General features: G+C 50.0%; 6 protein-coding genes. 4 read left to right on the top strand and 2 right to left on the bottom strand.

From position 1 onward, the window contains the following. The first annotated feature begins 243 nt into the window (after positions 1-243). The 4 genes from selA to BLQ17_RS17050 are packed head-to-tail and all read left to right on the top strand — an operon-like array spanning position 244 to position 5,655. Positions 244-1,659, top strand: coding sequence for an L-seryl-tRNA(Sec) selenium transferase (selA, locus tag BLQ17_RS17065; RefSeq protein WP_092225041.1), 1,416 nt, complete (start codon positions 244-246; stop codon positions 1,657-1,659). After that, the gene (locus BLQ17_RS17060) at positions 1,656-3,818 is read left to right on the top strand and encodes a tetratricopeptide repeat protein (RefSeq protein WP_092225039.1); all 2,163 of its coding nucleotides are present in this window, start codon (positions 1,656-1,658) and stop codon (positions 3,816-3,818) included. Before selA ends, BLQ17_RS17060 begins: the two co-directional genes overlap by 4 nt. A 19-nt stretch (positions 3,819-3,837) precedes the next feature. Continuing rightward, complete coding sequence (locus BLQ17_RS17055; RefSeq protein ID WP_092225037.1) at positions 3,838-4,527, top strand: LOG family protein; 690 nt, start codon at positions 3,838-3,840, stop codon at positions 4,525-4,527. Positions 4,528-4,572: 45 nt separating this feature from the next. Next, the gene (locus tag BLQ17_RS17050; protein WP_092225035.1) at positions 4,573-5,655 is read left to right on the top strand and encodes a type IV pilus twitching motility protein PilT; all 1,083 of its coding nucleotides are present in this window, start codon (positions 4,573-4,575) and stop codon (positions 5,653-5,655) included. 11 nt (positions 5,656-5,666) lie between these two features. Here the strand turns inward: BLQ17_RS17050 and BLQ17_RS17045 are convergent, their stop codons facing one another. Continuing rightward, complete coding sequence (locus BLQ17_RS17045; RefSeq protein ID WP_176761284.1) at positions 5,667-8,252, bottom strand: DNA internalization-related competence protein ComEC/Rec2; 2,586 nt, start codon at positions 8,250-8,252, stop codon at positions 5,667-5,669. Beyond that, positions 8,249-9,547 carry a 3-deoxy-D-manno-octulosonic acid transferase gene (locus BLQ17_RS17040; RefSeq protein ID WP_092225031.1) on the bottom strand — a complete coding sequence of 433 codons (1,299 nt, stop codon included), beginning with the start codon at positions 9,545-9,547 and terminating at the stop codon, positions 8,249-8,251. Before BLQ17_RS17040 ends, BLQ17_RS17045 begins: the two co-directional genes overlap by 4 nt. Between the last annotated feature and the right edge of the window lie 74 nt (positions 9,548-9,621).

Raw genomic sequence — 9,621 nt, 5'->3', positions numbered from 1 at the left:
CTGCGATAACCGTCATGGCGCGCCCGCTGTTTGCCCGTCCCTCAGAGACCGCAGGAAAGTACTTGATTACGGCCTCTCAGTCAAGAACAAAATGATATTTTTTTTTAATTATGTGATCCCTGTGGAATTTAAGCTATCCTATGCGTATAAACATTTGATATACAGGATAAATAAATTGCCCATGTCACACTATGATATGACCTGGTGACCATAATTCACCTCACTTATAATTATATCTCATCTATGTCGAAATCCAAAAACTGTTTTTTGCGAAAATTACCGAAAGTTGACGAATGCATAAATCTTCTCTATGAAAAGTGCGGTGTCCAGGCACCGCACTTTATCGTGAAAAAGGTTGTGCAAAATATTGTTGAGCAGGAAAGAGAGAAAATCCTTGAATCTGAACAGGGGTATACCCCTCCATCAGAACACCAGTGGCAGAGTTTGTTTCTTGACGGTATTGAGAAAAAGATGCGGCCAAACCTGCAAAGGGTATTTAACGCAACCGGAGTCGTGATTCACACAAACCTGGGCCGTTCGGTTCTGTCTGAAGAAACCGCTCGTTGCCTTTCCAGGGCCGGAGGATATTACTCTAATCTTGAATTTGATCTGGCAACCGGAAAGAGGGGGAGCAGGTATTCACTTGTTGAAGGTATCATCTGTGATCTCACCGGTGCTGAAGCGGCTCTTGTGGTTAACAACAATGCCGCAGCCGTATTGATCGCCCTTGATACCCTGGCCAAGGGAAGGGAGGTGATAGTTTCCCGGGGACAGCTGGTTGAAATCGGCGGTTCTTTTCGCATTCCCGACGTTATGGCCAAAAGCGGCGCCTGCCTCAGGGAGGTTGGCGCAACCAACAGGACCCATCTGCGAGATTATGAAAATGCGATTTGCGACCAGACCGCAATGCTGCTCAGGGTTCATACTTCCAATTTCAGGATAATCGGATTTACCTCGGAAGTTACTGCCGAAGAGATGGTGGCTCTTGCCAGAAAGAACAACCTGGTCACCATGGAAGATCTTGGAAGCGGGAGTCTTATCGATTTCTCCCGATATGGTTTTCCCAGGGAGCCGACGGTACAGCAAATCGTAAAAGCCGGAGTTGACGTGGTGACGTTCAGCGGAGACAAGCTGCTTGGCGGTCCCCAGGCCGGAATTATCGTCGGCAGCGCCAGGATAATCGATGCAATTAAAAAGAATCCCCTGAACCGCGCATTAAGGATCGATAAGTTTACTCTTGCAGCTCTTGAGAGTGTCCTCAAACAATATTATGAAGCAGAAGAAGCTGTAAAAAAAATACCAACATTGTACATGCTGACAACATCCCGGGAGCAGATAGCAAGCCAGGCCCATTGGTTGTTGAAGATGATAAGGGATAAAATTGGCGCCAGGTGTGAGGCGGGAGTGGTCGAAACCGTTTCCAGGGTTGGTGGAGGTGCTCTTCCCGAACACTCCATCCCGAGTTGGGCGGTTGAGTTGAGACCGCTTGATATGGCAGTGAACAAACTTGAACAACAATTCAGGGAGCTGAAGATTCCGATCATCGGGCGGATTGAAAATGATGTCATGCTGCTGGATTTAAGAACCATTCAACCCCACGAAGTGTCTGAGCTTGGTTATGCTCTGGTTGAATTTTTTACCATGGAGGAGGTCGGGTGATTAAGAAGTTTCCTGTTGACAGAAAATCCATGGACCTTGTCGTGGAAGATTTTGTCCGTTTTTCCACCGGATTTTCGGCAATCCTGCTGCGGCTGTTGCCGACAGCGCAAGAGGTATACTTCCTGAAAAACGAAGTAGAGGTGGGAACATTTTACGACCAGAAAAAGATAATTGGCCGGGTCACGGAAGATTACCAGAAGATTTTCAGCAAGAAAAAGAAGTACCTCGTGCGCGACTCCTTTCTTTTCATCCCCTTTGATATCTCCGATCAAGATACAGTTGTGGCGGTTGTCTGCGGCGCCGATCCTCTCTTTTTAACCAAGGTCAGTGACGATTGGCTGGGGGACGTTCATGACAGGGCGGGTACGGAGATGCTGTTGCTCAAACAGGCACGTACCGATCCGCAGACCGGGCTCTTGAATCAGTCGAACCTCTATTCGCTGCTGGAAAATTACAAGCAAGAGGACGGTCTGCTCTTGTTACTGGTTCATCTTCCGGCGAAAAGGTCGACTCTCGGGTCTGTGCATCGGCATATTAGTTTCTCCAGTTCCATGTTGAAGTATTTTTCTGCAGGGCGGGCGATGGTCCACTACCTGGGACACTCTGTCTTTGCCTTGGTATATAAAGCGCAAGAGGGAGACAACCTCGACGAAGTGGAGAACAAGCTGCTGCTTTATCTGAAAAAAGGGGCGTGCCATAAGGTATATATCGGGTCGAGCAGGGTGGTGGCTGTAGAAAACGGGCAGGATGGCAGTGTCAATGGTGTGCAGCTGCTCGATCAGGCCTGGACGGCGCTGCACCATGCAACAAGAAAAGGGCCCTTTAGTTTTTGCGACTATGATGTACTGGCCTTTCCTGAGAAACACCCGCTCGCTCCACCCGAAAAATCTCTTGCAAGGAAACTGCAGAGAAGATGGTCTGGTCTGGATCGATTTTCACTTGTCCAGTTCAGCAATGAAGACCGGGACTATGCTTCCCGGAAGATTGCCGAAAAATATTTAGATGATGTTTCGCCGATAATTGACGGGCAGGATATTTTTGTCATAATAGCCGGTGATGATATCGATGGGGCCGTCAACTGGGCCGAAAAAATAGTAGACAGGGTTGCACAAGACGATACGCCAACAACCGTTGCAGCCGGTATCGGACATTACCCGTACAGTGATTTCAAGAAAGCGGAACTTCCGCTGAATTGTCGAAAAGCACTGGTGCATGGTTCGTTTCTGGGACCCTCCAGTGTTGTTGTTTTTGATCCTGTCAGCCTCAATATCAGTGGCGATATCTATTATGGTGACGGTGATTTCAATAAAGCCATAGGTGAATACAGCCGGGCGATTAATGTCGGTAAAGGCGACATAAACTTATACAACAGCCTGGGGGTCGCCTATGCCATGACCGGAAAACTGAAAGAGGCCGATGGCAGTTTTCGCAGAGCCCTGAAGCTGGAAAAAGATAACTTCATGGCGCTGTATAACCTCGGTCTGGTTCTGCAGAATCTCGGCCGCACAGATGACGCGCTGGAATTTCTTGCAACGGCACTTGCAAGCTGCAGAGCGCAGGGGAGGTATCAAGAGCATTTGAATGAGTTACGGCTGCAACTTGGCATTCTCAGTTCCAGGGCAGGGCAGTTTCTTGAGGGACCACCATATCTGGAAAAATGGCTTGAAACCAACGGACAGAGCCCGAGGGCGTCGGAGGCTTATTTTCATCTTGGGAAGATGTATTATCTTGCCGGAAAAAACCAGAAGGCGATGACCGCGTTACAGCGCGCTCTAAGAACGGATGAGTTTAACGATGGTGCCCTGAGTCTTCTTGGCAAGATATATCTTGACGAAGAAGAGGGGCGGGAAATAGCGCTGTCGCTCTGCCTGAAAAGTGTCGAGCTGGAACCGGCGGACCTTGAACATCAAGTATATCTGGCAGAGGCCCTTGTTTCATGCAACAGGTTTGAAGAGGCCAAGCCCTATCTGTATCGTTGCGTGAGAAACAAAAAATTGCAAACCGATGCCCGACTTTTGTTGGCACAGGGGTATCTCCTCTCGGGACAGTTTACAAGAGCTCGCGAATGGTACCAGAAAGTTATTGCTACGTCCGGAGTGGAAAAAAACAAACTCCTGGAGGCGAGATCAGGAATCAGTGCCTGCTCAACTCCTAAATGAACTGTTATAAGGAAAGAATATGTCTATAGTTACGAACGGCAGAATAATGAGAGAGCCCAAATATTGTCTTGATAACACCGTGATCGGCGATTCATGGCGGATGTTTCGGATTCTTTCGGAATTTGTTGAAGGATTTGATGCCATGTCGGCAATTGAGGTGCCGGCAGTAACCATCTACGGATCCGCCAGGACTGGTGCGGATAACGAGTATTACAAACTTGCCGAAAAGATTGCCGCCGGACTTGCGGTTGCCGGGTTCGGTGTTATTACCGGCGGCGGACCGGGAATCATGGAAGCCGCAAATAAAGGAGCGAGTGGGGCAGGCGGGGTGTCGGTCGGCCTGAATATCGACCTCCCCCACGAACAGGCCCCAAATCCTTACGTAAATTTTTCTTTGGACTTTAAGTATTTCTTTGTTAGAAAAGTAATGTTAATGAAATATTCAACGGGTTTTGTCTGTATGCCCGGCGGGTTTGGGTCCCTTGATGAACTTTTTGAATCTTTGACGCTGATTCAGACCGAACGGATCAAACCGTTTCCCATCGTTCTCGTGGGAAGCGAGTTCTGGGGTGGTTTGGTTGACTGGATCAAGGACAAGATGCTTTCACATGGCAATATCCATGAGGAAGACCTGCGGCTTTTTCGAGTACTCGATGACGTCGGCGAGGTGATTGATCACCTCAAGAAACACATAACGGTTGAAAAGTAACCCGGGAATTATCCGCCCTTACAAATAATTCAAGCAGGGAGAGATATGGCTCAGATAGATGGCTTTTTCAAATTAATGAATGATGAAGGGGCATCTGATTTACATATGGTTGCCGGACAACAACCGATTCTTCGTATCCGCGGTGATATGGAACGGGTTAAGTTCAAGGCGCTCAACAATGACGACCTGAGGTCAATGTTGTATGAGATATGTCCCGAAGAGAAGATAAAGTCGTTTGAAGAAAGCGGAGACGTCGACTTTGGCTATGAAATCCCCGGTCTTGCCCGATACCGTTGTAACTTTTTTCGGCAAAAGTATGGTATCGGGGCGGTTTTCCGGGAAATTCCCAGTGAGATCCTTACCGTGGAACAGCTGGGATTGCCAAAGGTTATTTCGCGCCTTGCGCATCTGCCCAAAGGGCTGGTGCTGGTCACCGGGCCCACCGGGTCCGGTAAATCGACGACCCTGGCAGCAATTGTTGACGAGGTCAACAAAACACGCAAAGACCACATCCTGACCATAGAAGATCCGATAGAGTTTGTGCACAAGAGCCAGAAATGCATCGTGAACCACCGGGAGGTCGGGACGCACACCAAAAGCTTTTCCGCGGCACTGCGCGGAGCACTGCGCGAGGACCCCGATGTTATTATGGTCGGTGAGATGCGCGATCTGGAAACCATCTCCCTGGCAATGGAAGCGTCGATGACGGGACACCTGGTCTTCGGTACCCTCCATACTATCAACGCCATGAAGACGGTGGACAGGGTTATCGAAATTTTTCCGGCAAACCAGCAGGGGCAGGTGCGCTCGACCCTTGCCGATGCATTGCGCGCTGTGGTTTCCCAGACTCTGTTTAAAAGAGTCGATGTCAAGGGGAGGTGTGCGGCTCTTGAAATTCTTATTGCGACCCCGGCGGTGCGGAACCTTATCCGGGACTCCAAGACATTTCAGATACTGTCCGTTATGCAGACCGGTAAAAAATTTGGTATGCAGACGCTCGACGACGCCATTGAGGATTACCTGAAAAAGAAAATGATCAGTCCCGACGACGCCTATTCCAACTGTGTCGAAAAAGGCAGGTTTGTGAAATATCTCAAGAAAGCCCCAACCGACTTTACCGAAGTATAACGGGGCGACTATCATGGAGCTGGAGCAGCGAGTGCGTTTTGCTCCAGCTTTTTCTTTTTCAGGGGGAAAAACGGATTATTCTCCTGCCGCTGGTAATTGTAGACAGCCGGTCCCGCTGGAGACAGTATCAGTTCAAGGGTGCCGTTTTTGTCGGTGGTGAAAAGGTCGATTCCCCGGTTCCGGCATTTTTGAATAAGGGATGGATGGGGAAAATGGTTTCTTGAGTTGTTCCCGGCAGAGACTATTACAATCTCAGGATCAACACCGTCGATAAACTGTTGACTATTTGACGTGACGGAACCGTGATGAGCCGCCAGCAGAACTGTTGAAGCCATATCTTTGTTGCTGTCGATGAGGAACTGTTCCCCGGCAATTCCGATATCTCCCGGTAACAGCACACATCTCTTGTCGATGCACACCCTCACCACAAGTCCGGAATTTTTGTGCATCCGGCTGCCGTGTCCTGCAGGTTGCAGAAAAGAGTCGGAGGTGAAATTTTCCACACATTCCAGCTTGTTGGTTGCTGCTTTTCCAAAAACAATCCGCTCCCCTGCGCGAGGAGCCGTGAGCTGCACATTGTTGTTTTTCGCCTTCACGAGTAATTGTCTGTACGCTGGGTTGTCATAGTCGCCGCCCAGGCTTCTTACCCAGATGAATTGCGGTTTGAACCGATCGACGATGATATCGAGTCCATTATAATGGTCTGCGTCCGGATGAGTAATCACCAGGCCGTCTACTGAGTCTATCAGTCGCCAGAAAAGATACGGGGCAATAGTCCTCTTGCCGACATCGGAGCTGCCGAAACTGTAGCCCCCGCCATCAACGATAATTTTTTCACCGCTGTCGAATTCAACAAGGGTGGCGCTTCCCTGGCCGATGTCGAGAAAAGTTATCCGCATGTTTTGCGGGGAAGGTGGAGGTGGCGAAAATTGGTGGAAGAGCAGTATGTAGCCGCAAAATCCCCCAAAAACAGTGATAGCTGGAAGAAAGAACGTTTTTCTGCAACATAACAGCCATAGCAGTAACGCATAATAGCCGCCAATAAGCCACCATGGAAGATTTGGCAGCCATAATGCGGAACAGGTGAAAGATGAAAAAAAGTCGATTGTGCTCATGACCGCAGGAAGCGACGACGCACCCAGGCTAAGCAGAAAATTTGAGAGTTCGGGGGAGACGACGGTTGCCGGCAGCGAGAGGATACCCAGGGGCAGAGTCCAGAAACAGAGCAGCGGTTCAACTATGAGATTGGCAATGGGACCAACGACGGAGACCCGGCTAAAGGAATTTATCAAAATCGGTGCCGTGGCAAGAGTTGCACTCAGCGATACCAGCACCCCGATGGTTATCCAACGGACCAGACGAGTTATCCAGGAACGCACGGTCGTTTGAGATGCGGGTTGGCCGGTGGGGGGAAGAAACGCCCTTATTTGACCGATAGCAAGAAAAATCGATGTTACCGCAACAAACGACAGCTGAAAGGAGATCGTGAAAATCTGTGCCGGGTCCAGCGCGGCGATCAGCAGGGCGGTTGCGGCAAGAAGCGAGCCAAAGGTTCCTGGACGGCGCAGGCAAAGGGCGAGAATTACCATGCAGCTCATAACAAGAGCGCGGAACACCGGACTGTTCATCCCTGCCAGAAGAGCGTAGCAAAACAGAAAAGGCATTGATATAAAAGCGGCAATTTTGGGCACGGGGTAGTGGAGCAGCAACTGTTCCGATCTGGAAAGAAAAAAATAAAAGACGGCGTAAAGCATGGTTCCGACCAGGGTCATATGGATTCCGGAAATGGCCAGAATGTGCATGGTTCCGCTCACCTTGAATGATTCCAGGGTGTTGTCTGCAATAACAGAGCGGTCGCCAACGAGAAGCGCCCTGTATATGGCGGCATGACTGGGCGAAAGTGACCGGTCGATATTCTGGCCGACGGCGGTACGGATTTTTTCGGGAAGATAGTAGAGGGTATGGAAAACATCGGGATGAAAATAAAGCTTTTTTATCAGCGCCGGGGAGCGGAGAAATCCGGTAACCCAGATTTCTTTTTCGGCAAGGTATCTTTGATAATCGAATGTTCCCGGGGTGCAGTTTGGAACGGGCCGTTTGAGCAGGGTCCGTACAATGATCTTGTCGCCGGGCATGAGCAGCGGTGACGGTCTGTCTTTTGTACCGATAAGCACCTTGCCCCTGGTGGATAGGAATCCGGCCGAATCCATGAACCTGAGATGTTCGGCGTTGATGACATATTTGCCCAGGTGGCCGTTATAGGTCGGCATCTCACTTATCACCCCGATCAGCACTGCTTCTTGCGGCGTCGTTACCCGGTTGTAGACATGGTCGATTTCAGCAGGGGGAACCAGGTGGCCGGCCCCGTGAGTCCAACCGGCGGCACTGACACCGATGAGCAGGATGCAGTAATAGCTGTTTGGCTGCCGGGGGAGCAGGATAAAAAGGATAAAAGCCAGTGTAAAGATGAAAAAGACAAGAACAGCAACGGGAAGTTGCGGCAATTGGAGGGAGGCTGAGATACAAATCCCGGTTAAAAATGAGATGGTTACAGCCACAAGTAGATGATCGTTTATCCGTTGCGCAAGCAGGTTCACAAAAAATCTTCGATAAGGCCGAGGTGTTTGTTGATGACCCCCCGTTGAAGGGTCACAACCTGCAGGGCGGCTTGTCCCACTCGGACCCTCGTTTCGCGGGAGGTGATAAGTGTTGTCAGGATACCACTCAATTCTTGAATATTTCTTACCATAATTGCTCCGCCGCTGTTGATGAAACTCGCCGAGATTTCACTGAAGTCCTGCATATGTGGTCCCAGGATGACGGGCAGGGCCGCCGCCGCCGGCTCGATCGGGTTATGGCCGCCGAAAGGGACAAGGCTGCCGCCTACAAATCCGATATCGCCAAGGGAGTAACAGGCGGCAAGTTCGCCAATGGTGTTGAGTATGAAGAGATCCACCTTGTCTTTGATTGCTGAGTTTTCGGTGCGAAGTGATACGGTGAGGTCATGACTGCGTGCGGCGGCGGCTATCTCAGTACTTCTTTTCGGATCCCGGGGGGCGATGACCATGAAAAAATCGGGATATTGTTTTTTCAGCATGCAGTAGCTCTGCAATAGGAGCTCTTCTTCCCCGGGATGGGTTGAGCCGGCTATGAATATTGTTTTTCCTTCGGGAAGTTGTTTTTTTATGGTTTTCGCCACGGTACTATTTCCGCCATCAAGGAAGGCGGGGGTGTCGAATTTGAGATTTCCAAGAGTATGCAGTCTGCCGGAACAGACCCCCATGGTGAGCATTTTTTGCCGGTCGTTTTCTGTCTGCATGCAGAGAGCGGCAAAACTCATGAACATCGGCGTGAAAAACCACTTCATTCTCTGATAGCCGACAAACGATTTTTGCGAAACCCTGCCGTTTACAAGCACTGTCGGAACGGATTTTCTGGTCAGGAGCAACAGTAAATTCGGCCAGAAATCGGTCTCGACCAGGATAAAACAGTCCGGTTTTATGCTCCGGATAAAATGAGCTGCAACTGGCAGAAGATCGACAGGGCCGTCAAGGATCACGTCGACGGTTCGGGACAGCAGGGAATCTGCGACCCGTCTGCCCGACGCAGTGGTCGCCGAAAAGATGATCTTTGCTTCGGGGTAACGGTTTCTCAAGCCCTGAACCAGGGGCACCGATGAGGTTACTTCGCCTACCGAGAGCGCGTGCAGCCAGATTATCTTGTTTTCTTCTCTGTTGCCGGTTAAGACGGTTGACAATTTCCTCTTCAGGCCGATTCCCAGCCTGGACCGGATCCTGGATCTATATTTAGGTGTAAACAGGATGTAAAGGGCTATAAAGGGAAACAGCGGCAACAAGAGAATAGATTGAATTATGTTGTAGCCAAGCAGCATGGTACAGTACCTTGGAAGAATGCTAAAAAAAGATCACGGGGCGGCAAACAGGGGATCTCGCTTTGCCAGGCCTT

The organism is Desulforhopalus singaporensis, assembly GCF_900104445.1.
GTDB lineage: Bacteria > Desulfobacterota > Desulfobulbia > Desulfobulbales > Desulfocapsaceae > Desulforhopalus_A > Desulforhopalus_A singaporensis.
The sequence above is the reverse complement of the archived record's forward strand: the minus strand, read 5'-3'. Positions and strand labels throughout refer to the sequence as shown.

What these genes read in the sequence shown, in the direction of transcription:
- BLQ17_RS17040 (WP_092225031.1), bottom strand. Translation starts at nt 9,547, where the DNA reads ATGCTGCTTGGCTACAACATAATTCAATCTATTCTCTTGTTGCCGCTG.
- selA (WP_092225041.1), top strand. Translation starts at nt 244, where the DNA reads ATGTCGAAATCCAAAAACTGTTTTTTGCGAAAATTACCGAAAGTTGAC.
- BLQ17_RS17050 (WP_092225035.1), top strand. Translation starts at nt 4,573, where the DNA reads ATGGCTCAGATAGATGGCTTTTTCAAATTAATGAATGATGAAGGGGCA.
- BLQ17_RS17055 (WP_092225037.1), top strand. Translation starts at nt 3,838, where the DNA reads ATGTCTATAGTTACGAACGGCAGAATAATGAGAGAGCCCAAATATTGT.